This is a genomic window from Streptomyces sp. HUAS TT7, from assembly GCF_051550175.1.
Classification (GTDB): domain Bacteria; phylum Actinomycetota; class Actinomycetes; order Streptomycetales; family Streptomycetaceae; genus Streptomyces.
On sequence record NZ_CP196175.1, the window covers coordinates 3,246,218 to 3,270,016 of the forward strand.

General features: G+C 69.6%; 21 protein-coding genes. 13 read left to right on the forward strand and 8 right to left on the reverse strand.

The genetic code is table 11. From position 1 onward, the window contains the following. Positions 1-51: 51 nt before the first annotated feature. The 3 genes from ACSHXC_RS14370 to ACSHXC_RS14380 are packed head-to-tail and all read left to right on the forward strand — an operon-like array spanning position 52 to position 3,592. A complete protein-coding gene (locus tag ACSHXC_RS14370; protein WP_438291971.1) occupies positions 52-576 on the forward strand; it encodes a PadR family transcriptional regulator in 525 nt (174 codons plus the stop codon). Then, positions 573-1,265: an ABC transporter ATP-binding protein gene (locus ACSHXC_RS14375; protein ID WP_189968552.1), complete on the forward strand. Its 693-nt coding sequence runs from the start codon at positions 573-575 to the stop codon at positions 1,263-1,265. Before ACSHXC_RS14370 ends, ACSHXC_RS14375 begins: the two co-directional genes overlap by 4 nt. Continuing rightward, positions 1,262-3,592, forward strand: coding sequence for an FtsX-like permease family protein (locus ACSHXC_RS14380; RefSeq protein WP_438291972.1), 2,331 nt, complete (start codon positions 1,262-1,264; stop codon positions 3,590-3,592). Before ACSHXC_RS14375 ends, ACSHXC_RS14380 begins: the two co-directional genes overlap by 4 nt. Positions 3,593-3,641: 49 nt before the next feature. On the opposite strand, the gene ACSHXC_RS14385 is transcribed toward ACSHXC_RS14380, so the two are convergent. After that, complete coding sequence (locus tag ACSHXC_RS14385; RefSeq protein WP_438291973.1) at positions 3,642-4,580, reverse strand: hydrogen peroxide-inducible genes activator; 939 nt, start codon at positions 4,578-4,580, stop codon at positions 3,642-3,644. A gap of 165 nt (positions 4,581-4,745) precedes the next feature. On the opposite strand from ACSHXC_RS14385, the gene ACSHXC_RS14390 reads away from it, so the two are divergent. Further along, the gene (locus tag ACSHXC_RS14390; protein ID WP_053726283.1) at positions 4,746-5,300 is read left to right on the forward strand and encodes a peroxiredoxin; all 555 of its coding nucleotides are present in this window, start codon (positions 4,746-4,748) and stop codon (positions 5,298-5,300) included. Positions 5,301-5,303: 3 nt separating this feature from the next. Next, positions 5,304-5,846: an alkyl hydroperoxide reductase gene (locus ACSHXC_RS14395; protein WP_386003735.1), complete on the forward strand. Its 543-nt coding sequence runs from the start codon at positions 5,304-5,306 to the stop codon at positions 5,844-5,846. A gap of 69 nt (positions 5,847-5,915) precedes the next feature. Here the strand turns inward: ACSHXC_RS14395 and ACSHXC_RS14400 are convergent, their stop codons facing one another. The 4 genes from ACSHXC_RS14400 to ACSHXC_RS14415 form a co-directional block, all read right to left on the reverse strand. Continuing rightward, complete coding sequence (locus ACSHXC_RS14400; RefSeq protein WP_438291974.1) at positions 5,916-7,319, reverse strand: AI-2E family transporter; 1,404 nt, start codon at positions 7,317-7,319, stop codon at positions 5,916-5,918. 160 nt (positions 7,320-7,479) lie between these two features. Next, positions 7,480-8,181, reverse strand: a complete 702-nt coding sequence (locus ACSHXC_RS14405; protein ID WP_438291975.1) for a transglycosylase SLT domain-containing protein — start codon at positions 8,179-8,181, stop codon at positions 7,480-7,482. A gap of 385 nt (positions 8,182-8,566) precedes the next feature. Next, a complete protein-coding gene (locus ACSHXC_RS14410; protein ID WP_438291976.1) occupies positions 8,567-9,889 on the reverse strand; it encodes a PhoH family protein in 1,323 nt (440 codons plus the stop codon). Positions 9,890-10,547: 658 nt separating this feature from the next. Next, positions 10,548-11,309 (reverse strand): isoprenyl transferase, encoded by a 762-nt coding sequence (locus ACSHXC_RS14415; RefSeq protein WP_189968569.1) that lies wholly within the window; start codon positions 11,307-11,309, stop codon positions 10,548-10,550. Between the two features lie 136 nt (positions 11,310-11,445). Here ACSHXC_RS14415 and mgrA point away from each other — a divergent pair, with 136 nt between their 5' ends. Continuing rightward, the gene (mgrA, locus tag ACSHXC_RS14420; protein WP_438291977.1) at positions 11,446-12,483 is read left to right on the forward strand and encodes an L-glyceraldehyde 3-phosphate reductase; all 1,038 of its coding nucleotides are present in this window, start codon (positions 11,446-11,448) and stop codon (positions 12,481-12,483) included. Positions 12,484-12,851: 368 nt separating this feature from the next. Here the strand turns inward: mgrA and ACSHXC_RS14425 are convergent, their stop codons facing one another. Both ACSHXC_RS14425 and ACSHXC_RS14430 read right to left on the reverse strand, forming a co-directional pair. Beyond that, complete coding sequence (locus tag ACSHXC_RS14425; RefSeq protein ID WP_438291978.1) at positions 12,852-14,399, reverse strand: DUF2079 domain-containing protein; 1,548 nt, start codon at positions 14,397-14,399, stop codon at positions 12,852-12,854. Between the two features lie 19 nt (positions 14,400-14,418). Continuing rightward, positions 14,419-15,216, reverse strand: a complete 798-nt coding sequence (locus ACSHXC_RS14430) for a class I SAM-dependent methyltransferase (RefSeq protein ID WP_438291979.1) — start codon at positions 15,214-15,216, stop codon at positions 14,419-14,421. Between the two features lie 46 nt (positions 15,217-15,262). Between ACSHXC_RS14430 and ACSHXC_RS14435 the strand changes: the two genes are divergently transcribed. Continuing rightward, positions 15,263-15,646 carry a DUF192 domain-containing protein gene (locus ACSHXC_RS14435; RefSeq protein WP_438291980.1) on the forward strand — a complete coding sequence of 128 codons (384 nt, stop codon included), beginning with the start codon at positions 15,263-15,265 and terminating at the stop codon, positions 15,644-15,646. Here the strand turns inward: ACSHXC_RS14435 and ACSHXC_RS14440 are convergent. Then, positions 15,636-16,418, reverse strand: a complete 783-nt coding sequence (locus ACSHXC_RS14440; RefSeq protein WP_438291981.1) for a hypothetical protein — start codon at positions 16,416-16,418, stop codon at positions 15,636-15,638. The genes ACSHXC_RS14435 and ACSHXC_RS14440 overlap by 11 nt on opposite strands. Before the next feature lie 453 nt (positions 16,419-16,871). Here ACSHXC_RS14440 and ACSHXC_RS14445 point away from each other — a divergent pair, with 453 nt between their 5' ends. From ACSHXC_RS14445 to ACSHXC_RS14470, 6 genes are all read left to right on the forward strand, one after another. Beyond that, a complete protein-coding gene (locus ACSHXC_RS14445; RefSeq protein WP_438296576.1) occupies positions 16,872-17,492 on the forward strand; it encodes a Uma2 family endonuclease in 621 nt (206 codons plus the stop codon). A gap of 276 nt (positions 17,493-17,768) precedes the next feature. Beyond that, positions 17,769-18,176, forward strand: coding sequence for a DUF6507 family protein (locus tag ACSHXC_RS14450; RefSeq protein ID WP_438291982.1), 408 nt, complete (start codon positions 17,769-17,771; stop codon positions 18,174-18,176). Next, positions 18,173-20,461, forward strand: coding sequence for a hypothetical protein (locus tag ACSHXC_RS14455; protein WP_438291983.1), 2,289 nt, complete (start codon positions 18,173-18,175; stop codon positions 20,459-20,461). Before ACSHXC_RS14450 ends, ACSHXC_RS14455 begins: the two co-directional genes overlap by 4 nt. Further along, the gene (locus ACSHXC_RS14460) at positions 20,458-21,483 is read left to right on the forward strand and encodes a hypothetical protein (protein ID WP_438291984.1); all 1,026 of its coding nucleotides are present in this window, start codon (positions 20,458-20,460) and stop codon (positions 21,481-21,483) included. The genes ACSHXC_RS14455 and ACSHXC_RS14460 overlap by 4 nt, the downstream gene beginning before the upstream one ends. A 37-nt stretch (positions 21,484-21,520) precedes the next feature. After that, positions 21,521-22,162 carry a hypothetical protein gene (locus ACSHXC_RS14465; protein ID WP_344377995.1) on the forward strand — a complete coding sequence of 214 codons (642 nt, stop codon included), beginning with the start codon at positions 21,521-21,523 and terminating at the stop codon, positions 22,160-22,162. Positions 22,163-22,205: 43 nt separating this feature from the next. Then, positions 22,206-23,624 carry a DUF6177 family protein gene (locus ACSHXC_RS14470; protein ID WP_438291985.1) on the forward strand — a complete coding sequence of 473 codons (1,419 nt, stop codon included), beginning with the start codon at positions 22,206-22,208 and terminating at the stop codon, positions 23,622-23,624. Positions 23,625-23,799: the final 175 nt, after the last annotated feature.

Consider the following 23,799-nt stretch of genomic DNA (forward strand, 5'->3'; position numbering starts at 1 on the left):
TTTCCGTAACTCCCTTACAGCCAGCGGCAGTTGAGAAGAAAGGAACACCCCATGTCCATCGGCCACACCCTCCTCGGGCTCCTTGAGTCGGGCCCACGCCATGGGTACGACCTGAAGCGCGCCTTCGACGAGAAGTTCGGGCACGACCGTCCGCTGCACTACGGGCAGGTCTACTCGACGATGTCCCGGCTCCTGAAGAACGGCCTCGTCGAGGTCGACGGCGTGGAGGCGGGCGGCGGCCCCGAGCGGAAGCGGTACGCCATCACCGAGGCGGGCGTCACCGATGTCGAGGCGTGGATCCGCCAGCCGGAGAAGCCCGAGCCCTACCTCCAGTCGACCCTCTACACCAAGGTCGTGCTCGCCCTGCTCACCGGCCGCGACGCGGCCGACGTCCTGGACACCCAGCGGGCCGAGCACCTGCGTCTGATGCGGGTGCTCACCGACCGCAAGCGGCACGGCGACCTCTCCGACCAGCTGATCTGCGACCACGCCCTGTTCCACCTGGAGGCCGACCTGCGGTGGCTCGAACTGACCGCCGCCCGCCTCGTCCAGCTCGCCACGGAGGTACGCACATGACGCCCGCCGGCTCCCTTCTCGTCGCCCAGGACCTGCACAAGGCCTACGGCCCGACGCCGGCCCTGGACGGCGCCGAGTTCTCCATCCACCCCGGCGAGGTCGTCGCGGTGATGGGCCCCTCCGGCTCCGGCAAGTCGACGCTCCTGCACTGCCTCGCCGGGATCGTCACCCCGGACTCCGGCAAGATCCTCTACGACGGCCGTGAGCTGTCCGCGATGTCGGACGCCGAGCGCAGCGCGCTGCGCCGCACCGAGTTCGGCTTCGTCTTCCAATTCGGCCAGCTGGTACCGGAGTTGACTTGTGTCGAGAACGTCGCCCTGCCGCTGCGCCTGACCGGCGTCAAGCGCAAGGAGGCCGAGCGCAGGTCCCTTGAGTGGATGGAGCGCCTGGAGGTCGCCGACCTCGGGAACAAGCGCCCCGGCGAGGTCTCCGGCGGTCAGGGCCAGCGGGTGGCCGTGGCCCGCTCGCTCGTGACCCAGCCCCGGGTCGTCTTCGCCGACGAGCCGACCGGCGCGCTCGACTCGCTCAACGGCGAGCGCGTCATGCAGCTCCTGACCGAGGCGGCCCGCTCCACCAACGCGGCCGTCGTCCTGGTCACCCACGAGGCCCGGGTCGCCGCCTACTCCGACCGCGAGATCGTCGTACGCGACGGAAAGTCCCGCGACATGATGCTGGAGCACTCCGTATGAGCCTGCTCCGCGACCTCGCCCTCGGCGCCCGGTTCGCCCTGTCGGGAGGCCGCGAGGGCTGGACGCGCACGCTGCTCACCGCGGTCGGCGTGGGCCTCGGGGTCGCCCTGCTGCTCGGCACCACCGCGCTGCCGGGCGCGCTGAACGCCCGCACCGCCCGCGACAACGCCCGCAACGACTACGGCGCTTCCGTCGACGGCGGCCCCGCCGCGGACACCCTGCTGATCGGGCGCGCGGACTCGCAGTACCGGGGTTCCGACGTGCGCGGCCGACTGGTCCAGGCGGAGGGCGCCAAGCCGCCGCTGCCGCCGGGCGTCTCGGCGCTCCCGGCCCCCGGCACCATGGCCGCCTCGCCCGCCCTGCGCGACCTGCTCGCATCGCCCGACGGCAAGCTGCTGCGCGAGCGCATCCCGTACGAGATCAGCTCGACCATCGCCGACCAGGGCCTGATGGGCCCGCACGAACTCGCCTACTACGCGGGCAGCGACACCCTCAAGCAGCGCAAGGCCGCGGCGGACAACGCCGGCGAGGTGATGCGCGTCAACGCGTTCGTCGACAAGCAGCAGGAGAAGCTCGACCCGATCCTGGCCCTGCTCATCGTGATCATCTTCGTGGTGCTGCTCATGCCGGTCGGCGTGTTCATCGCGGCCGCCGTACGGTTCGGCGGCGACCGGCGCGACCGGCGGCTCGCGGCGCTGCGCCTGGCGGGCGCCGACCGCCGGATGACCCGCTGGATCGCGGCGGGCGAGGCGCTGGCCGGAGCCGTGGTCGGGGTCGTGGTCGGCGCGCTGTTCTTCGTGATCGGCCGCCAGTACGTCGGCGACATCTCGGTCGCGGGGCTCAACGTCTTCCCGTCCGACATCGACCCGAACCCGCTGCTCGCGGTGGGCGTGGCGATCGCGGTGCCCGCGTCGGCGGTCGCGGTGACCCTGTTCGCGATGCGTTCGGTGGTCGTCGAACCGCTGGGCGTCGTACGTGCCTCGGTGCCGCGCAGGCGGCGCATGTGGTGGCGGGTCCTTCCGCCGCTCGCCGGACTCGGCCTGCTCGTCCCGATGATGGGCCGCGGCCGCGACCGGGGGATGTTCAACCAGGGCCAGGTGATCGGCGGCACCGTCCTGCTGCTCATCGGCGTCACCGCGCTGCTGCCCTGGCTGGTGGAGGCCGTCGTGCGCAGGCTGGGCGGCGGCCCGGTGGGCTGGCAACTGGCCGTCCGCAGGCTCCAGTTGACGTCGGGCTCGGCGGCCCGGATGGTCAACGGCATCGCGGTCGCGGTGGCCGGGGCGATCGCCCTGCAGATGCTCTTCGGCGCCGTCGAGGGCGACTACGTCAAGTCGAGCGGCGAGGACACGAGCCGCGCCCAGCTGGTCGTCCCGCTCGCCGCCTCCGACCCCGCCCGGCAGTCCGGCGAGCTCCGGGCCCTGAAGAGCACCGAGGGCGTGACCCACGCGGTGGTCCTCGGTTCCCTGAACGGCGGAGAGAAGGCCAGGGAGCCGGAGCACTACACCCCCGTCACGGTCGCCGGCTGCGCGGATCTGCGCGAGGTCGCCACCCTGCCCGCCTGCAAGGACGGCGACACCTTCACCGCGACCGGCGGCGACTACCCGTACGACAACATCGCGAAGCCGGGCAGCACGATGTACCTCGACCCGACGAACGGCGGCTCCGAGTCCAAGGGCGCGGAAGTCCGCTGGACCGTTCCGGCGGGCACGAAGGACGTCCCGTCCCGGCCCGACCCGATGGGCCAGCGCCGCACCGGTCTCCTGGTCACCCCGGGCGCGCTCCCGCAGCACGCAAAGCTGCCGACGCGCTCCACGGTGTACGTCTCGACTGCCCCGGGCGACGCCCTTGCCAAGGAGCGGGTCCTGAACGTGGCCACCCGGGCCGACCCGCTCACCTCGGCGCGCTCGCTGAACGACACCCGGACGTCGGGCCGGTTCGCCGGGGTCCGCAAGGGCCTGTACATCGGGGCGGCGGCGGTGCTGATGCTGATCGGCGCGAGCCTGCTCGTCTCGATGCTGGAGCAGCTGCGCGAGCGCAAGAAGCTCCTTTCGGCCCTTGTCGCGTTCGGCACCCGGCGCACCACGCTGAGCTGGTCGGTCCTGTGGCAGACCGCGGTGCCGGTCGCGCTCGGCCTCACGCTGGCGGCGGCGGTGGGCCTGGGCCTCGGCTCGGTCCTGCTGAGGATGGTGGGCCGCTCGGTGACCGTCGACTGGGTCCCGGCGGTGTCGATGGTGGGCATCGGCGCGGGCGTGGTCCTCCTGGTCACGGCCCTTTCCCTGCCACCGCTGTGGCGGCTGATGCGCCCGGACGGCCTGCGCACGGAGTAACCCAGCACCTGAACTCCCCCTGCTTCAGGGGGAGTTCAGGCACACCACCTCACTTCGACACCCGTACCGGCAGATCGCGCAACGCCCCGCGCAGAGCCGCCGCGAACTCCTCGAACTCGCCCTGGCGAGCGGCGCCCGTCCGCATCGCCAGGGCGATCGTGCGCGAGGGGGCGGGCTCCGCGAAGTACCCGGTGACGAGCCGGTCGTTGCGCCCCGTCTCGATCTCCACGGCGGTACGCGGCAGAAGGGTCACCCCGAGCCCGCCCGCGACCAGCTGCACCAGGGTGGAAAGCCCCGCGGCGGTCGTCGTGACCGGCGCCCCCTCGGTGCGCCCGGCCTCCCGGCAGATGTCGAGCGCCTGGTCGCGAAGGCAGTGCCCCTCGTCGAGGAGCAGCAGGTGCAGTTCGCGCAGGGCCTCGCGGGGGATGCCGGTGCGGCCGCCGAGCCAGTGGTCCTGCGGGGTGACGAGCACGAAGTCCTCGTCGAACAGCGGGAGTTCACTGACTCCGGGCACCCCGAGCGGCACGGCGAGCAGCAGCAGGTCGAGCCGCCCGGCCGCGAGCCCTTCGAGCAGCGAGGAGGTCTGCTCCTCGTGGACCTGGAGGTCGAGCTCGGGGTAGCGCTCGTGGACGAGCCGCAGCACGGCGGGCAGCAGATAGGGCGCGACGGTCGGGATGACGCCGAGCCGGAGCACCCCGGTGAACGGCGCCCGCACCGCCTCGGCCTCCTCCATCAGCTCGCCGACCGCGTCGAGCACCGCCTTGGCCCGCACCGCGAGCCGCTCCCCCGCCGGCGAGAGCAGCACCTTGCGGGTCGTACGCTCCAGGAGCTGCACGCCGAGCGCCTCCTCAAGGGCCGAGACCGCCCCGGAAAGGGCGGGCTGGCTCATGCCGATCGCGGCGGCGGCGTCCCGGAAGTGCAGATGTTCCGCGACGGCCGCGAACGCGCGCAGCTGCGCCAGGCTGGGCTGCTTGGCCCGGTTGCTCATGCCCCTATTACTGGTGGCCACTGATAGGTACCTCCGATCACGCTGACCCAGTCTAGCTATTTCACTGATCAATGCTCTCTGTGCCAGGATCGGTAATCCGTCCACCCCCGTAGGAAGCTTCCCGAATCCGCTCGATCCGGACTTCCTCGTTTGCAAGGAGAGCGCGTGCTCACTGTTGGTGACCAGTTCCCCACGTACGACCTGACTGCCTGCGTGTCGCTGGAGAGCGGCAAGGAGTTCCAGCAGATCGACCACAAGACCTACGAGGGCAAGTGGCGTGTGGTCTTCGCGTGGCCCAAGGACTTCACCTTCGTCTGCCCGACCGAGATCGCCGCGTTCGGCAAGCTGAACGACGAGTTCGCCGACCGTGACGCCCAGGTCCTCGGCTTCTCCGGTGACTCCGAGTTCGTGCACCACGCCTGGCGCAAGGACCACCCGGACCTGACCGACCTGCCGTTCCCGATGCTGGCCGACTCGAAGCACGAGCTCATGCGTGACCTCGGCATCGAGGGCGAGGACGGCTTCGCGCAGCGCGCCGTCTTCATCGTCGACCCGAACAACGAGATCCAGTTCACGATGGTGACCGCCGGTTCCGTGGGCCGTAACCCCAAGGAGGTCCTGCGGGTCCTCGACGCCCTGCAGACCGACGAGCTGTGCCCGTGCAACTGGACCAAGGGCGAGAACACCCTGGACCCGGTCGCGCTGCTGGCCGGTGAGTAACCCATGTCCCTCGACGCGCTGAAGTCCGCCGTACCGGACTACGCCAAGGACCTGAAGCTGAACCTCGGTTCGGTCATCGGGAACTCGGACCTTCCGGCCCAGCAGCTGTGGGGCACGGTGCTCGCCACCGCCATAGCCTCGCGCAGCCCGATCGTGCTGCGCGAGCTGGAGCCGGAGGCGAAGGCGAACCTGTCGCCGGAGGCGTACACGGCCGCCAAGTCGGCCGCCGCCGTCATGGCGATGAACAACGTCTTCTACCGCACCCGCCACCTGCTCTCCGACCCGGAGTACGGCACGCTGCGGGCCGGTCTGCGGATGAACGTCATCGGCAACCCGGGCGTGGAGAAGGTCGACTTCGAGCTGTGGTCGCTCGCCGTCTCCGCGGTGAACGGCTGCGGCCAGTGCCTCGACTCGCACGAGCAGGTCCTGCGCAAGGCCGGTGTCGACCGCGAGACGATCCAGGAGGCCTTCAAGATCGCCGCGGTGATCACGGCCGTGGGTGTCACGCTGGACTCCGAGGCCGCGCTGGCCGCTTCGGCCGAGTAGTTCTCGCGCACGTGCATCAGAAGGGCCCCGCCGATGTCGCACCGGCGGGGCCCTTCCGCGTCCTGTGGCTTACTCCCGGTCGGCGGCGACGGGCACGGGCTCGGCGGCCGGGGCCTCCTCGACCGCCACGGCACCGCGCAGCGCGTTCTCACGGGCGTACGCCCGCAGGTATCCGACCACCGTGTTGGTGACCGCGACCAGCGGGACGGCGACGACGGCGCCGCCGATGCCGGCGACCAAGCCGCCGGCGGCCACCGAGAGCACCACCGCGAGCGGGTGCACACGGACCGCGCGCCCCAGGATGAAGGGCTGCAGCACATGCCCCTCGATCTGCTGCACCGCGAGGACCACGACCAGGACCATCAGGGCGTTGAACACCCCGTCGGTGACGAGCGCGACCACGACCGCGAGCGCGCCCGAGATGACCGCGCCGACCAGCGGGATGAAGGCGAACAGGAAGATGAACACGGCGAGCGGCACCGCCATGGGCACGCCGAGGAAGTAGATGCCGACGCCGATGCAGATCGCGTCGATCAGAGCCACTATCACCGTGCCGCGCACATACGCGGTGAGCGTGCGCCAGGCCTGCGGGCCCGCCCCCGCGACGCCCGGACGGGCCGCGGCCGGCACCAGCTTGAGCACCCACTGCCAGATCTTCGGGCCGTCGTACAGCAGGAACAGCGTCGAGAACATCGCGAGCAGGATGCCGGTGAGCACCTCGACGAGGACGGTCACGCCCTGGAGCCCGGCCGAGGTGATCTCGTTGGTGTTGGACCCGATGGTGTCGCTGAGGTTCTTGGCGATCTGGTTGATCTGGTCCTCGGTGACATGGAACGGGCTGTTCAGCGCCCAGCGCTTGAGCTCCTCGATGCCGTCCCGCACCTTGTTGGACAGGTCGTCGAGGTTGTCCATGACCTGCCAGACCACGAACCAGCCGACGAGCCCCATGATGACGAACCCGGAGATCGCCGTGACCGCGGTCGCCACCCCGCGCGGCAGCCCCATCCTCTTCAGGCGGGCGACGGTGGGCTGGAGCAGCGCGGTGATCAGGAGGGCCGCGACGAACGCGAGCACCACGAGCCGGATCGCGCTGATGACCTGCGTCAGTACATAGAGGGTTCCGGCCAGGACGAGCAGCCGCCAGCCGACCTCGGCCGCGACCCGCATGCTCCACGGCACGGCGAGCACCGGATCGGGCCGGGCGGCGACGGCGGGCGCGTACGAGGGCGGCGGCGGTACGTGTTCGGGGGCGTGGTCGTCCGAAGGCGCCACCGGTGGCGGGGACTTCGCCTCGGTCGCCTGCGGCCCGGGCCGTGCGGGGGGCTCGGCCGCGGGAGGGGCCATCGCGGGCTCGACGACCACCGGACCGGTTTCGGTCCCGGCCTCCGCCTCGGCCCGGCGCTCGTCCAGGCGCTCTCCCATCCGGGTCAGTCCGGCGCCTAGCCGTCCGAGCAAACTGGGCACTCTCGACATGATCCCGCCGTTTCCCTTTCCCCCACCGCTGAGTCTCCTCACCGCTTCCCCCCGAGCCGTCCGGACCTGACCGTACACGGGCGAAGCCCCGCACCGAAGGACGGTGCGGGGCTCCGAAAGGTTGAGCGGCTCCGGCCGGATTCTTTCCCCGGCCTGCCGTCTAGTACCAGCTGTGAGCCTGCCAGAACGACCAGGCGCCGCACGGGCTGCCGTAGCGCTCGTTCATGTAGCCCAGGCCCCACTTTATTTGGGTGGCCGGGTTGGTCTGCCAGTCGTCGCCGGCGCTGGCCATCTTGTTGCCGGGCAGCGCCTGGACGAGGCCGTAGGCACCGGAACCGGCGTTGGTGGCCTGGAAGTTCCAGCTCGACTCGTTGTTCACGATGTTGCTGAAGCACTGGAACTGGCCCGACGGCACGATCTGACGGGCGATCGCCTGCACGTCGGCTATCGAGTAGGAGCTCTTGACCGCGAAGTCCGTCCGGGCGGCCGAGCGGCTGGCGGCCTGGGTCTCCAGGTCGCGGGCCTTGGCTTCCTTGTCGGCCTTGTCCTTGTCGGCCGCGTCCTTCTTGGCCTTGGCGGCCTCGGCGGCCTGAACGCGCGCGGCTTCCTCGGCGGACTTCTTCGCCGCGGCACTGGCCTGCGCGGACTGGGCGTCCGCCTGCTGCGTCAGGGACGCGGTCTGCACCTGGGCCTGCTGGCCGGCGGGGATGTCCGCGAGAAGCGTCGTGTCGGCTGCGGTGGCCTCGAAGTTGTCGTTCGAAGCGGCAGCGGGGCTTCCTGCGGCAACGCCGACGACGGCGCCAACGGTGGTGACCGCAGTGGCAGACGCCACCGCGAATCCCCGGACCGAGATCCGGCTCACACGGTTTCCTTCCAGCAGCGCCCGCACGGGTGACCTCGCGGACGCAATCGTGCCCCTGGCTCTCTCCTCCCAACTACTGGGTCACGGGAGGAACTGACCCGATGGGCAACTCCCTTGCGGGAAGTGCCGCGTGATGCGCGGGCGGCATACGGCTCAGCTATTGAGTTGCGAGGGTACGGAGATACCCGGGGTACAGGGGTGCCGTATGCGGGGCCTGACGGATGCAAGACTCTGCCGGAAGCCGATGCCGCGAGGCAATTCCCCGTTGCGTGTGAAACCTCACACCCCGTTCGCCCCAGTAGTTTTTATCAATTCCGCCCACAAGAAGGCGCCGCCCGGCTACGCTGCTGCGCTCGCCGGACGGCGCCAACTGGTGCGTACTGCCTCAGATAGAGACGTCCTCCAGCATTTCGGTCACCAGAGCGGCGATCTGCGAACGCTCGGACCGGGTGAGAGTGACATGCGCGAACAGCGGGTGGCCCTTCAGCTTCTCGACGACCGCCACGACACCGTCGTACCGGCCGACCCTCAAGTTGTCGCGCTGGGCCACATCATGGGTGAGCACCACCCTCGAATTGGCCCCGATACGGGACAGAACGGTCAGCAGGACGTTCCGTTCCAGCGACTGCGCCTCGTCCACGATCACAAAGGCGTCGTGCAGCGAGCGCCCCCGGATGTGGGTGAGCGGCAGGACTTCGAGCATGCCGCGCGAGGTGACCTCCTCGATGACCTCACGGCTCGTCACCGCGGACAGCGTGTCGAAGACGGCCTGGGCCCAGGGGCCCATCTTCTCGGCCTCGGACCCCGGCAGATACCCGAGCTCCTGCCCGCCCACCGCGTACAGCGGCCGGAAGACCATGACCTTCTTGTGCTGCCTGCGCTCCAGGACGGCTTCGAGGCCCGCGCAGAGCGCGAGCGCCGACTTGCCCGTACCGGCCCGGCCTCCCATCGAGATGATCCCGACCTCGGGGTCGAGCAGCAGGTCGAGCGCGATCCGCTGCTCGGCGCTGCGGCCATGGATGCCGAACGCCTCTCTGTCGCCCCGGACCAGCTTGACGTTCCCGTCCGGCGAGACCCGCCCGAGCGCCTTGCCGCGCTCGGAGAGCAGCACGAGCCCGGTGTGGACGGGAAGCTCGGCGGCCTCCGGAACGTAGAGCGTCTCCTCCTCGAAGAGCAGATCCACCTGCTCGCCGCTCAGCGGCAGTTCGGCCATTCCGGTCCAGCCGGAGTCGGTGATGGCGAGCTCGGCGCGGTACTCCTCGGCGAGCAGGCCGACCGACGACGCCTTGATCCGCAGCGGCAGGTCCTTCGACACGACGGTGACGTCGTATCCCTCCGCCTGGAGATTGCGGGCGACGGCGAGGATCCGGGAGTCGTTGTCCCCCAACCTGTAGCCGGCGGGCAGTACGCCGGGATCGGAATGGTTCAGCTCGACACGGAGGGTGCCGCCGAGTTCCCCCAACGGGATGGGGGCGTCGAGACGTCCGTACCGGACCCGGAAGTCGTCCAGCAGGCGCAGCGCCTGCCGGGCGAAGTAACCGAGCTCGGGATGGTGCCTCTTGGCCTCCAGCTCTGTGACCACGACGATGGGGAGCACCACTTCGTGCTCCTCGAACCGGGTCATCGCGTTGGGGTCGGCCAGCAGGACGCTGGTGTCGAGGACGTAGGTGCGCCGGTCGGGCATGCGGCGCTTTGTGCTGGTCACCACGGAAGGACGTACCCCCTCTTAAGAGGCGCATGAGATCGGGGTGCGACGGCGTCGCGGAAACTGGGACCGGGCTTCGACCGCGCTGCGCGGGCCGAGCTCCGGCCCTCCACGTCGCCCGCGCGCGGTGCGCGGTCGTCCTGGTGCAAAGGGCCTCCCGGGCGAGCGGCGCTGATGCCGCTCACTGAGATACGACGTCCGTGGACCGGACGTCGACCTGGGTGGGTTATGCCCTCGAACACGCGAGGCCATGCCCCGTCATATGCCCGGAGTTCTCCCCCACCCCGCCCCTCCCCAAGACCCTCCGGGGGTGAGGAAGCGGCTGAGCTGCTCTCCTGGGGCTCCGCCCCAGACCCCGTTCGCGCCTAAAGGGCGCTCGTCCTCAAACGCCGGACAGGCTAGAGATGGGCTGACGTCCGTGATCACCACCAGGCCAGGTATGCCCACATGGGCACCCCGCCATGGCCGGTACTGCTAGGGGCGCGGGGAACTGCGCGACCAGCCACAGACGTCCCGCGGCCGGCCAACGGCACACTCAGCCCGTCCGGCGATTGAGGACGCTCGCCGCAGGCGTGGGGGACGGGCAGCAGAACGCCGGACGGGACCACGAGCCCGTCCGGCGATTGAGGACAAAAGAGGGGGGTTAAACGGGACCCACCCCTCAGGTGCCGTACCTTCGGTGGCGCGCCGCGTAGTCGCGCAGGGCCCGGAGGAAGTCGACCTTGCGGAAGGCCGGCCAGAACACTTCGCAGAAGTAGTACTCGGAGTGCGCGGACTGCCAGAGCATGAAGCCGGACAGGCGCTGCTCACCGCTGGTGCGGATGACCAGGTCGGGGTCGGGCTGCCCCCGCGTGTACAGGTGCTCCGAGATGTGCTCGACGTCGACGATCTCGGCGAGCTCCTCGAAGGACGTGCCCTTCGAGGCGTGCTCAAGGAGCAGGGACCGCACCGCGTCCGCGATCTCCTGGCGGCCGCCGTAGCCGACGGCGACATTGACGAGTATCCCGTCGATGTCGTGCGTGGCCTGCTCGGCCTCCTTGAGGACGGCCTGCGTGTGCCCGGGCAGCAGATCCGCGTTGCCGACGTGGTGCACGCGCCAGCGCCCGTCCGCCGCCAAGTCCCGTACCGCGTCCTCGATGATGCCGAGCAGCGGGATCAACTGGTCCTCGGGGCGGTCCAGGTTGTCGGTGGAGAGCAGCCAGAGGGTGACGACCTCCACGTCCGTCTCGGCACACCAGCCGAGCAGTTCCTGAATCTTGCTGGCACCGGCCTGGTGGCCCTGCTCGGGGCTGCGGGCCGAGGCCTTGGCCCAGCGCCGGTTGCCGTCCAGGATGACGCCGATGTGCTTGGGCACCTGGTCGTGGTCGAGGCGGCCTTCCACCCGGCGCGCATAGAGCCTGTACACCAGGTCGCGCAAACTCACCGATTCCACCCTCTCGTTGCCTTCCGGGGGCCCGCCGCCGCCCCGCACACCGGCCGCCCCAGGGAAAGCACAGTACTGCGGACGGGCGACGGCGGCCCAACTCGGTCTGTCACAAGTCCGTGATAAGCAGGGAAACGTGACTGAATCGCTCCGCTTCCTCGCAGCCCCGGACCGCTACGACTCCATGGAGTACCGCCGGACCGGCCGCAGCGGCCTCAGGCTCCCCGCCGTCTCGCTCGGCCTGTGGCACAACTTCGGCGACGACCGCGCCCTGGATTCCCAGCGCGCGATCCTGCGCCGCGCCTTCGACCTGGGTGTCACCCACTTCGACCTGGCGAACAACTACGGCCCGCCGGCCGGCTCGGCCGAGCTGAACTTCGGCAAGATTTTCGGCCAGGACTTCGCCCCGTACCGGGACGAGCTCGTCATCTCGACAAAGGCCGGCTATCTGATGCACCCCGGGCCGTACGGCGAGTGGGGTTCGCGCAAGTACCTGCTGTCCTCGCTCGACGCCTCGCTCGGCCGCATGGGCCTGGACTACGTCGACATCTTCTACTCGCACCGCTTCGACCCGGAGACCCCCCTGGAGGAGACGATGGGCGCGCTGGCGTCCGCCGTCCAGCAGGGCAAGGCGCTGTACGTGGGCGTCTCCTCCTACAACAGCGAGCAGACCGCCGAGGCCGCCCGCCTCCTGAAGGAGATGGGCGTTCCGGCCCTGATCCACCAGCCGTCGTACTCGATGATCAACCGCTGGACGGAGGACGACGGGCTGCTCGACACGCTGGAGGCGGCCGGCATGGGCTGCATCTCCTTCGTGCCGCTCGCCCAGGGCCTGCTCACCAACAAGTACCTGAAGGGCATCCCGGAGGGCTCGCGGGCCACCCAGGGCAAGTCCCTGGACCCGAACCTGCTCAGCGACGAGGTCGTACGCCGGCTCAACGGCCTGAACGACATCGCCTCCCGGCGCGGTCAGTCGCTGGCACAGCTCGCGCTGGCCTGGGTGCTGCGCGACCCGCGGATGACGTCGGCGCTGATCGGCGCGTCCAGCGTGAAGCAGCTGGAGGAGAACGTGGCGGCGCTCGCCGGACCGACGCTCACCGACGCGGAGTTGAAGGAGATCGACGTCTTCGCCGTGGACACCGAGGGCACCAACATCTGGGCCCGCCGCGGCTGAGCCGGATGGGAGCCGGAGGCGGTCGGTCCCGCGTGGTACGGACCTGACCGGGCCCCGCGAAAGAAAAAACGGGCCGGTCCGTGGGGGGGATACGGACCGGCCCGAGGGGGGGTTTCCACCATAACCCTTCGTAAGTGATGCTGGGCGCCACGGCGCTCCGGAACTACGCTCCGAAACCGGTCCAGTACGGACCGCCGGTCCCCCGCAGGGGTGACCGCCACTGCGCACCCGGCCTTGACCGTGCAGGTCAGACGGGTCGCGGCCGGGATCGGAGCACCGCTCGACGACGGATTTCGCGGCCCGGAATTCGCTCCCCGTGTGCTTCACCCCACTGGGTCAAGGCAGGCGCTCCGGGTGACCGTCCGGTGTCAGCGCGTACGCGAAGACCCCTCGGCTCGGCGCAGCAGCGAGATCCCGTCCGCCTCGGCCACCCGTACATATCCGTACTTCGCGAGCGCGAGGGCGTACTCCTGCTCCTGGCGGGGCGCCGGGTGGGGCCAGGTGCCCCGCGGGTAGGGCCAGGACTCCGGCGGGACGCGGTCGTAGGCGATCCATTGCGCGGTGGGGCGCGGGATGGGGCCGTCCGTCTCGTACAGCTTCCCGTGCACCGGGAAGGTCGGGAAGAGGACGACCGTGGTGCGTGAAGTCAGCTGCGGGACAAGGCGGTTGGAGGCCGCGACGGTCACGCCGTCGGGGATGCGGCGCAGCAGGTCGGCTACCGCTGTGACGTGTGGAGTGGTGCGCCATGTGGAGCGGTGGGCGATCTGGGCGAGGGGGAAGGAGGGGATGAGGACGAGCGTCACCGCCGTCGTCGTCACGAGCGAGGCCCGTACATGACGCCGGGTCAGCTGGCCGCCGTCGGCGGCGTACGGGCGCAGCGCGTCGGTCAGGGCGGCGAACACCACGGGCATCAGGACGGCCGTGTAGTGGAAGGCGGTCCCCCAGTGGAAGACGTTGGCGGACAGCATCCGCCAGCCCAGCGTGGGCAGCGCGATCAGGGCGAGCGGCGAGCGCAGGGCGATGAGCGCGGCCGGCGCGAAGACGAGGACGAGGGTGGTCGTCTTCACTTCCGGGCGTACGGCGTCGAGCGGCGCGAGGGCGAGCGTGGTGAGCAGCGAGTGGTGGGCGGGCGCGAGGTTCGCGGCATGCGCGTAGGCGCCCGCCGGGTTGAAGAACGGCATCAGGACTTTGAATTCGAGCGCGCTGCCCACCAGGCCGGTCACGGCGGCCGCGATGCCGAGCCGGCGCGGGCCCCGCCAGGCGACGTACGCCCCGATCGCGGCCAGGGTGAGCCCCAGGTCCTCCTTGACGAGGAGCAGCGGCACGGCCCAGGCGATCGCGCGCCGCCACCGTCGGCGGGCCAGCGCTTCGAGGGCGTAGGAGACGAGCGGGACCGCGAAGCACACCTCGTGGAAGTCGAAGCCGACCGCCGATGCGATGCCCCAGCTCAGCCCGTACCCGAAGGCGAGGACATGGGCGGGCCGGCGGCCGAGGACCCGCGCGGCGTGCCGGGCGAGCGGCACCACGGCGAGCGCGAGCAGCGCGGCCTGCGCGAGGAGCAGCGTGTACGGGGAGGGGAGGAGGCGGTAGAGGGGGGCGAGGACGGCGAGCACGGGGTGGAAGTGGTCGCCGAGGAGGTTGAAGCCGTCGCCGCGCAGGGGGGAGACGGGCGCCTGGAGGTGGGCGTACGCGCGGACGGCCTGCTCGAAGATGCCGAGGTCGTAGCCGGTGGTGCGGACCAGCGCCTGGCGGCGGCCCGAGACGGTCGCGTACAGGAGGAAGAGCGCGACGGCCCACCCCCACCACAGGAGGGCGGGCCGGCCGATGCGTACGCGAAGGATGCGGGAGGTGTTGGGTACGGGCGTGATCGGCGGCCGGCTGCGCCGCCCTACCCTTTGGTCAGCAATTGTCCCCATACATCCGGATGCTAGGGCCTCAGCGGGTCGGCCTCAGGGGCTTCCGCGCCTCGATCAGGAAGCGTGTCGTGTGCGCGACGAAGGGGCCCTCGGTGCGGATCTGCTCGTCGAGCGCCTTCAGCCGGTCGCGGTACTCCTCGACGGTGAAGCCCGGCACCATCCAGATCACCTTGCGCAGGAAGTAGACGACGGCGCCGACGTCGTTGAATTCGGTACGCAGCTTCTCCAGGCGCAGATCGACGACCTCAAGGCCCGCGCTCTCCGCCTCCTTGCGCGCCCTGCCGGGGTCGCGACCGCCGCGCACCTCCGGCGGCTGCGGCCCGAGGAAGTACTCGACGAGCTCGAACACGCTGGCCGGGCCCACCTGTTGGGAGAAGTACGTGCCGCCGGGCGACAGGACGCGGGAGATCTCGGACCACCAGGTGGTGACGGGATGCCGGCTGACCACCAGGTCGAAGGCGCCGTCGGCGAACGGCAGCGGGGGCTTGTCCTCGTCGGCGACGACCGCCACTCCGCGCGGGTGGAGCAGGCCGGTGGCGCGGGCGACGTTCGGTGGCCAGCCCTCCGTCGCGACGGCGAGCGGCGGCAGCTGGGGCACGGCGGCGAGGACCTCGCCGCCGCCGGTCTGGATGTCGAGGGCGGCGGTGGCCTTGGCCATCCGCCCGGCCATCGACCGGGCGTACCCCCACGACGGCCGCTCCTCGGTGGCCCGGCCGTCGAGCCAGGAGAAGTCCCAGCCGTCGACGGAGACGGACGCGGCCTCGTCGATCAGTTCCTCGAAGGGGCGGTTGTTGTGGTTCCTGATGTTTCGGCCCATGTTGCGGACCCTACGCGGCGGCCCCGTGAGCCACTACCGTTTATCCATGGGCCGATGGAGGGACGGAACGGGCACGCTGAGCGTGCTCGACGGCGCCGGGACGGCGGTTCCGCTGGAGATCGCGGCGTCCTACCGGGCCCGCACGCGGGGCCTGCTCGGCCGGGACGGCATCGAGGGCGCGCTCCTGCTGACCCGGGCGAGCAGCGTGCACACCTTCAGGATGCGCTTCGCGATCGACGTGGCCCATCTGGACCGCCATCTGCGCGTGATCGCGGTACGCACGATGAGGCCGGGCCGCCTCGGCGCGATCCGGCCGCGCGCGCGGCACGTGCTCGAGGCGGAGGCGGGCGCGATGGAGGCGTGGGGCCTGCGGCCGGGCTCTCGGCTGACCGTCGCAGCCGGCTCGGCCGGGCAGGATCTCAGGACTTGAGCTTGGCCGCCTGTGCAACGGCGAGCCGGTCGGGAATCCGCGGCGTGTCGCCCCCGCTGACATCAACCGCGTAGTAGGTGACAACAGTGGTCCCACTCCGCACCACCTGAAAAACCATGGGCACGGGGTCGCCCTGGGCGGTCCCCATCAACTCGTACGCGACGGCCTCGTCCCCCGCCTCGGGCGCGGGCAGCTCCTTGACCTCGGTGAAGACGGAGGGCTCCAGGTCGCCGCCCTTGGTCTGAAAGCCGTCGGAACAGGCATCGATGGCGGTACGCAGCCGAGCGAGCACGTCGGAGGCCCCGGCCGGATGCGAACCGAGCACCTCGGTGACGACGGTCTGGTCGGCCTGCCCGTCCTCGGTGGTGTCGACGAGGCGCCGGTAGACGGTCGCGGAGGGGGCGGGCTCGGGGGTGCCGTTGATGACGGACACGAAGGGCATGCACTCGGCCTTGGCCGTACGGGAGCTGCCGGTCGGGGTGCCGCCCTCCAGGGGCTCGGCCGCGAAGCCCTCGACGTCGCCGGTCGCGAGCGCGGCCGCGGTGAGCTGCTCACTGCTGAGCGCGCCGTCGGCCTTGACCTGCGGGGTGGTATCGCTCGCGCGGGGTGCGGACGGGGCGGCCCCGCTCACTCCGGGAGCGGCCGCGGTGTCCCGGACGGAACCCTCCGCCCCCTTGCTCCCACCGCTGGGCTCGCAAGCAGCCGCCCCCGCGAGGGCGATCAGACACACCCCAGCCGTCGCCGCACGGCTCCGTACCAGCCTTGGCTTCATACCCAGCACGGTAACAACCACGCCTGTGGATTGCGTGGGTCCCGGACCCGGGGATTCCGCCGGTCGCCTGAGCGTTGCTTTGCGGCCACCCGGGGTCGGGGGTGGGTCAACTTCCCATAAAGGGTGGCTAGTTGATGGCATTCGGCAGAACGACGCAGGGACGGGCGCCGCCACCTGATCCGGCGCCAGCAGCCGCCCGCGCGCGTGCGGTGCGCCGGCCCACCGACTACGGCTGCACCGACAAGGCGCACATCCCGCCCTCACCGACACCGGCGACGCCCGTGACGTCAGGGCCGGCAAGGCGGGTCACCCGCCGCGGGCCACGAAGGGGTGTCACTCTGCGTAACCACAGGTAAGTGAATTCGATCTACTGGGGAGCCTATGCCCCCGCCCGGCGCTACGGTTGATGCAGGACCACTCCCCGTAGTCGCATGGAGGACCGCGGTGACCATCATGACTGACCGCCCGACAGCCATAGACGCAGAGGCAGACGCCGACACAGTCCAAAACGTGACCTTCGAAGAACTGCTGCGGACTGTCGAGGAACTGAACACGCCAGACGGCTATAAGGCCGAGCTCATCCGAGGGAAGATCGTCGTGTCGCCGTGGTCCAAGCTTCGCTACCTTCGCCCCATGAGGCTGCTCCGATCGCAACTCGAGGCCCACGCTCCGAAGGCCCATATCGCAGACACCTCACCGTTCCTCTTCCGCTTCCCTGCCGCCGAGCGCGGCTACGGCCCGGACCTCTTCGTCGCAGACGAGGCCGCCTTCGAAGCCGAGGGACGGCATGCCGACGGAGGCGCGCTCTCACTGGTCGCCGAGTTCACGTCACTGTCCACCCGGGACGCGGACTGGGAGGAGAAGGTGGCCGTTTACGGTCAGCTGGTTCCGGTCTACCTGGTGCTCGACATGCAGGCCGCCGAAATCACCTGCTTCTGGGACCCCTCGCCGCACGGATACCGCTCACGGACAACCGCTCCGTTCGGCCGCCCCCTTCACATCCCGGCCCCCTTCGACTTCGATCTCGACACGGCCGAGTTGGCGGCCACCCCGGACAAGACCGGGCCTTCCTGAGACTTGACCAGCGCTGCACCACGGGGTGGGTTGTGGATGCCGTCGCGACAGCATCCGCGCTTTCAAGTTTGCTTCCAGGGCGCTGCCTTGGGGTCGCCCACATCGGCGAAGCGGACCAAGGCGAGAGGTGCCCCGCTCCTGGACAAGCCAAGGATCGGCCTGAATCGCATTGCATGTGCAACGACCCCCTTGATAGTCATGGACACCGGTGTGTGTCAGTGGTGCGTGTGAGGATGCATACCGACTACGGGGCTACAGGGTTGCGGGGGCTGGTTGATGACGGGGTGGGACATAACGCCTAGCGGGGTGGCGTCCATACTGTCGCTCGTTGGGCTTGCGGCGGATGACCTGAGCAAGGACATCAAGGGCTACGGCGACAGCATGGTGGACGCCGGGCGCTTCGTGGGCACGATCAGTGGTCCGTACTGCGGTGAGGCGCCGCCGGGGCCGGTGGGAGTCGCGATGGCAGATTTTGCCTCCGACACGCAGAGCAGCATCCGGTTCATGGCGGCCCGTACGAAGAAGACGATGGACGGCACGGTCAAGGCCACGACCGAGTACATCGGCGGCGATGTGGAGATGGCGGCCCAGGCGCAGCGCGAGGCGGCCAAGGCACCCACTCCGGAAGAACTGGCCGCGGTGGGCAAGGAGCCCGGCGGCAAGGGCGGGAAGCGGTCGGGATGATCGAGCCGAGCGAGATCCCGCAGTACACCGGTGACTTCGACAAGCTGGCGACGGCTGTCACACAACTGCGCACATACGCGACCGGGATCCGTAACAACGGGCAGGACGTGCACTCGCGTTTCCAGGCGACGGCCGGCTACTACAAGGCCCCGGAAGCCGAGCAGCTGTTCTCCTCGACCAGGCCGGTGATGGACACCGCCGATACGTTCGCCACGCACATCGAGTCCCTCGCCGACGCGCTGGACATCTTTACTGCCGAGGCCAAGCCGCATGCGGACCGGCTCAAGCAACTGAAGCTGGACGCGATCGCTTTCGTCGCCGAGGTCCAGGGGGATGACGGCTGGACGAAGGACCAGAAGAAGGTCGACCGCGACAAGGCGCTGTGGGACGGCGTGAACGAGGCGCGCGCGGCGTTCCAGGACGCCGAGCGCCGCGCCGCCAACAAGATCGAGGCGATCGCCCCCGCGATATGCCGGCCCACGTGGATCGTGGACGACGGCACCCACGCGAAGGGCATGTACGGCGAGAGCGCCGCCATGCTGAAGGACATCGGCAACCTGCCCTGGGGCAGCCCTGACGAGCGCACGTACGAGCGCTGGAGCCTGGACTGGTGGGCGCATGGCGCCAAGAGCTGGGCCTGGGACGGTCTGGCCAAGGACAGCATCTGGGGCGGGATCGACGGCATCGGCATGCTGCTCGGGTATCACGGCCAATCCGCTCGCGACCAGGCCTGGGACGGGCTGCGCCGTACGTTCGTCGGCGGTTACGCGTACGGCATGGATCTGATCGGTGAGGGCGAGCACGTCTCCAAATGGCAGCGTGACAGCGAGGCGTATGCGAAGGAGTTCGGCAAGCAGTTCGTCGCCTACGACATGTGGAAGAAGGACCCTGCCCGCGCGCACGCGGTGGTGTTCTTCAACCTGATCACCCTGGGGTCCGGTCCGCTCGCGGGCGTATCGAAGCTGGGCAAGGGCGGTTCCATCGCGAAGGCGGCAGGCACTCTGTCGAAGATCGGCGACGTGCTCGACCCGATCTCCGGCAGCCTCAAGGCGGTCAAGGCCCTGTCCGACCTGCCCAAGGTCTCCCAGGTGCTGGCCAGCGTGACCGACCACTTCCAGATACCGAAGTCGAAGTTCCCCGACGGCATCTTGGACCTGGACCACCGATACCGGGTCGGCAAGGACGGCAAGCTCATCCCGATCAACGCGGACGGCACGCCCAACCTGGCACCGGCACCGCGCGGGCGCGAGGGAGACCTCGCGACGGGGGCGGGGCGTGGTGAGCGGGAACTCGCGGGGGTGGGTGCGGGAGGCCATGCGCATGGGGTAGCTGGCCGTGCGGGCGAGGGGCTGCCGCCACGGGGTAGCCACGAAACGCATGGGGGGAGTGGCAAGGACACCGGTCCCGCGGCGAACGGCCACGGCGGGCGAGAGAGCGACCACCCGACTGGGCATACCGAGCATGGGGAAGGTTCCGCGAGTCATCACGGTCCGGACCATGGTGGCAGCGGGGGCGCGGCCGACGATGGCCCGCACACACCGCACGGTCCCGGCGATGGCGGGACCGGGGGCGGCGACACCTCTGGTGGACATGGTGCGGCTTCGCCCGGGGGCGAAGGGCAGCCGATGGTCCGTGGAGGAAAGACGGAGCAACGGCTGCGGGATGCCGTCAAGGGCATCCCCGGAAAAGTGCGGCCGAATCCCAAGCTTCTTGAGAAGGTGATCGACCGGCTCACCACGGAAGCTGATGGACAGAGGGTCGCCGACATCATCGCTTCGGGCCAGTTCAATCAGAGCGACGAATTCGCCACGGTAGTGAAATCGCTCGGGGCAGGCAGGAAGCAGATGTTCCAGCCGGGCGCTGATCAACTCATCTTCGCCGACGACTTGGTGAAGAGCGGTGTGCCCGCGCATTCCATAGACTTCGAGCTCAAGCACCCGCCCGGTGCCGATGTGGACGTCCGTATCGCGGACGAGTCCGGCAAGGTTTACGCCTATCAGATGAAGCACCTCAACGACCCTGCTGACCAGGTTGGTGAGATCACCCGGCCGAAGTACCTGAACCAGTTGGCGATCGCCGAAGCGGACTACCGTGTGCTGCTTGTGGACGGCGGCCGGGGAACGCGCGCCGAATGGATGGCCAACGGTTCCTATGATGAACTCATGGCTGTCCGTCGTGACGTAGACCACCCGGAGAACCTAAAAATCACGTTCGTCATACGCCTCAAGGACGGAAACCTCGTCGTCCCGCCCGGAAGCAAACTCGACCCCAAGGACATACTGTGATCAACTCGTCAATGCCTGTGGGCGATTGGACTTGGGAGGTCGCGCCAGCCTCCGGCGGGGTCCGGCCTGCCGCCCGGGCTGCGGAAGTCGCCCTCGAAATCTGGAACATTCTGGCCGAGCGGGATTTGGCGACCCCGGTCGGCAAGGTGGGTGTCTCCGTTCGATCCGCGGGCGACGTGCGGGACGTACTGATCGACGCCGCCGGTATGAACCTGGAGCCGGAGCCACTGGCCCCCGGAACCGCATTCGCGAGGGCCATGGACCAGGCGGAGTCGGTCGAGGAGGACTGCGTCGTCACCATCAGGGTCGAGTGCCCCGGATACTGGCTGGAGCGGGACGGCAAGTACCGAGCAGAGAAGCTGTTCACCATCCAGGTGACCCTCTGGGCACGACGCTCTCTGATGGTGACACTCGAGACCTATTCCGACGCGTGGTTGACCATCGACACCCGGGACCGGGAACAGCCCGAGGTACACGCTCTGAACGCGCCCCGTCTTGCTGGGGCCCTTGAGAGCATCTCGGCTCTGCTGGGCAGCGCGCCCGACCCCGGCGACGAGAACTACTTCGCGAAGCCGACCCAGGACGGATTCGAGGACGTCAGGATCGAAGGGCCTGCCTACGACGATGCCTGGGGGACGTTTGAAGTCCCGGACCAGTACCGGCGGTTGCGCTCTATGCTCCCGAAGTCCGAGGACGAGTACGAGTACGAGTGCATCACGGATCACCCGGTGCGCTACCTCACCGTCGAGCGCGCCGGAGACGTGGTGGGATACCTCTGGGCTTCCGTCGCGGATGATGCGGCCGGTTTCGCGCCGCGAGTCGCCGTCGGTGACATCGCCTTCCAAGCGGGGGCCGGATGGCTGTTGGCCCTGAGGGAAGCCCACAGCCAAGGCCTGGCCCCGCTCGCCGCAATGGACTGGCTGGCCCGGCGACCGCCGCGGCCGGAGTTCGGCCTCATCACCGGGGCTGCCCGGGAGCTCGCATCTCTGGACGCGCTGGAAGAGCTGTCGGGCCGGTACTGAGGCTCGCGTGTCTGGCCCTTCCAAATCAGGAAACGCTATGTCTACATTGCCCCGCGCGCCGAAGGAGTGCGGTTCTTGGTACTGGGACCTCGGAGAGACTGTTCCGTCCGGCCTGGAATCCGCCCTCGCTGTTGCGGCGGGCGTCACCAATGTTCTCAAGCGGTTCGACCTAATGGATCCAGTGAAGCTGGAGTACGCCTGGTACGTGCTCGATGCGGGGCCTTCAGGCGTACGGAGCATGCTCTTCACACACCGACCTCTAGATGATCCAGACCTTCCTGGGAAGGTGCTTGGAAGCAGACCCGTCGCATTTCCCGATGCAGAAGTCGGTGATCTCCATATCGGTGGGGCAGGAACGTGGTTCGACGCTCCGGGGAAGGGCCGTAGGGAGTGGCTCATCGAGCTATCGGTTTCGCCGAATCTCTTCGGTGTGGCGGTGAACCTCGCAGTGCATCACGACATCTGGAGCCCGCTCGATTTCTCAGGGCGCCCGCAGCCAGAGGTGTTTTCGCGGAACGCACCGCGCCTCGCGGATGCGCTGCGCGAAATCACCGTTCTCCTCGGCGTTTCACCTGAGGTAGGGGAGCCCACTTACTTCGGCCACGCCGTCGAGTTCGGCATCTTCACCTCCGAGGCGCAGGAGGACGGCCTCGGTATCGATCTGACAGATCGCCTCTGATCGAGGCATCTGGCTCTCTGCCCCGTACTTCAGAAAGCAGTACATGACCCACGACGTCATCGCCCTCACCCCGGCCATGCCGGACACCAAGACGCTGCTCGCCGCGCTGCACGCGGGCGGTCCGGACCTGAGGGTGAACGGGGCGGCCAACGGCGCGGTCGCGCAACTGTGCCGTGCCAGCGGACAGCCCCTCGTCTCCATCGAAGCGCCCCGCTTCCTCCAAGTTCCGGGCGAAGCCGCACGGTTGCTCGGCATGGATGCCACTGCTCCGGTGTGGTGGACCGAGGTGCGTGGTACGAGCGCGGTCACGGAGGCTCGGCGGCTGGCAGGCTCGGTGGCAGGGCGGCTGGTCGCGGTGCTCGACGGCACCACCTGGCCTCGCGAGGCCGCCCACACCGACGTCGTCGCCGTTCCCGACACCGGTCGAGCAGCCGAAGCAGTACTTGGGCCGACGGGCATCGACGTACTTACCGACAAGGCTGCCATCGTCATCCACGACCGCCCCATCGCCGCCGCCACCCCCTGGCTGGCCGACGTCATCCGCTTCACCACCGGCACCGGCCGCGAACTCCACCTCATTACCCCGCCCCGCGCCCGGCTCACCCTCCCCCTGCGCACGCTCCTGGACCACATACCCGGCCGCTGGGTCGTACAGGATCCCGAACAAGGCTACTACGACGGCCTCACCGGATCCGAACTCACCTGGAACGACGGACACTTCACCCCGGCCGCCGACCCCGACGGGCGACCGCGCGTCGCATCGCCGTTCAAGCGCCCCCGAGCAGACGGCGAGAGCGAACGGCAGCTGGTGCTGTCGCTGCGCACCATCCACCCCGCCACCGACCACCTCGTCCTCGGCGGGGCCCTGGAGTGTGCCTGGCAGATGCTCACCGGCGCCGCGCCCGCCGGATGGTCCACGGCCGAGCCCGTCAACTTGCCCTGGTCACGTGGCCAGTTGACGGATCTAGCCCGCGACAGGGCACGAAGTTCCACCCCCACCTGGCTCGTCGCGGTCGGCGCTCCCGAGAGACCAGCCATCGCCACCACCCGCATCGCCCACACCCGCGCCGGCATCGAGGAACACATCACCCTGGCAGTCGGCCACGCCGCTGGCCAACGCCCGCCCCTGGAGGCGCTGCCGAAGCTGGCGGAGACCCTAGCGGACCGGCACGACCTCGCCACGATGGTCACCGAACTGCGTCCGGCCCGAGCCGACCTCACAGCTCCGGCGCACCATGAGCCGCCGTCCATCCCACTCTCGTTCACCCTCGGCCCCGACGCGGTGGCGGAGCTCGGCCTCGCCCGTACCCGCCGCGCTCTCGCCGAACTGGCCCCCGCGCAACTCGGCCCAACCGCCCGCCCAGCCCTGCACTTCACCTTCGGCGACGGCACCAATACCTCAGCCTGGCAGCGATTGCACCAGGTCACGGCTTACTTGGGCACTGGCCGCAGGTCGGCCTGAGCGGGAGCGCCGCGGCGGCGCATCCTGCATGCCGGGAAGGCGCGAGCAGCGTGGGCTTCACAGGCGCCCATATCCGAGCCGGCCACAGCACTACGCCGCGCCCGGCATCAGCCGAGTGCAGCCCCCGGACCGGCCGCCTCAGCGCCGGACCGGTTGCGCCCTGCTCCGATCAGCC

Coding starts and splice junctions, on each gene's coding strand:
- ACSHXC_RS14370 (WP_438291971.1), top strand. CDS start 52: ATGTCCATCGGCCACACCCTCCTCGGGCTCCTTGAGTCGGGCCCACGC.
- ACSHXC_RS14375 (WP_189968552.1), top strand. CDS start 573: ATGACGCCCGCCGGCTCCCTTCTCGTCGCCCAGGACCTGCACAAGGCC.
- ACSHXC_RS14380 (WP_438291972.1), top strand. CDS start 1,262: ATGAGCCTGCTCCGCGACCTCGCCCTCGGCGCCCGGTTCGCCCTGTCG.
- ACSHXC_RS14385 (WP_438291973.1), bottom strand. CDS start 4,580: ATGAGCAACCGGGCCAAGCAGCCCAGCCTGGCGCAGCTGCGCGCGTTC.
- ACSHXC_RS14395 (WP_386003735.1), top strand. CDS start 5,304: ATGTCCCTCGACGCGCTGAAGTCCGCCGTACCGGACTACGCCAAGGAC.
- ACSHXC_RS14400 (WP_438291974.1), bottom strand. CDS start 7,319: ATGTCGAGAGTGCCCAGTTTGCTCGGACGGCTAGGCGCCGGACTGACC.
- ACSHXC_RS14425 (WP_438291978.1), bottom strand. CDS start 14,399: ATGGGGACAATTGCTGACCAAAGGGTAGGGCGGCGCAGCCGGCCGCCG.
- ACSHXC_RS14430 (WP_438291979.1), bottom strand. CDS start 15,216: ATGGGCCGAAACATCAGGAACCACAACAACCGCCCCTTCGAGGAACTG.
- ACSHXC_RS14435 (WP_438291980.1), top strand. CDS start 15,263: ATGGGCCGATGGAGGGACGGAACGGGCACGCTGAGCGTGCTCGACGGC.
- ACSHXC_RS14440 (WP_438291981.1), bottom strand. CDS start 16,418: ATGAAGCCAAGGCTGGTACGGAGCCGTGCGGCGACGGCTGGGGTGTGT.
- ACSHXC_RS14445 (WP_438296576.1), top strand. CDS start 16,872: ATGACTGACCGCCCGACAGCCATAGACGCAGAGGCAGACGCCGACACA.
- ACSHXC_RS14450 (WP_438291982.1), top strand. CDS start 17,769: ATGACGGGGTGGGACATAACGCCTAGCGGGGTGGCGTCCATACTGTCG.
- ACSHXC_RS14455 (WP_438291983.1), top strand. CDS start 18,173: ATGATCGAGCCGAGCGAGATCCCGCAGTACACCGGTGACTTCGACAAG.
- ACSHXC_RS14465 (WP_344377995.1), top strand. CDS start 21,521: ATGTCTACATTGCCCCGCGCGCCGAAGGAGTGCGGTTCTTGGTACTGG.
- ACSHXC_RS14470 (WP_438291985.1), top strand. CDS start 22,206: ATGACCCACGACGTCATCGCCCTCACCCCGGCCATGCCGGACACCAAG.